1 pseudogene is annotated in these 324 nt (G+C 52.2%); it reads right to left on the bottom strand.

The annotated features are described in order from the left end of the window. A pseudogene (locus L691_RS29340) lies at window positions 1-324 on the bottom strand (translation initiation factor IF-2); the annotation flags it as partial.

The following is a 324-nucleotide window of genomic DNA, read 5'->3' as shown; positions in this document are numbered from 1 at the left end:
TTCCCCCGCCACAAAGGCGTCGCCCACTTTCAGCGTTCCGTTCTGAACGAGAATGCGAGCTACCGGACCACGGCTCTTATCCAATTCAGCTTCGATTACGGTACCGCGAGCCCGTTTATCCGGGTTCGCCTTGTATTCATTTACTTCAGCAACGAGCAGAATCATCTCAAGCAGATCCTCAAGACCGATGCGCTGTTTAGCCGAAACATTGACGAAAATGGTATCGCCGCCCCATTCTTCGGGAACAAGCTCGTAATTGGTAAGCTCCTGCTTCACTCTGTCCGGATCAGCGCCCGGCTTGTCAATTTTATTGACAGCGACGAT

The organism is Paenibacillus zanthoxyli JH29 (assembly GCF_000520715.1).
In the GTDB taxonomy this organism is placed as follows: domain Bacteria; phylum Bacillota; class Bacilli; order Paenibacillales; family Paenibacillaceae; genus Paenibacillus_AQ; species Paenibacillus_AQ zanthoxyli.
This window is presented reverse-complemented; position numbering and strand designations above follow the sequence as displayed.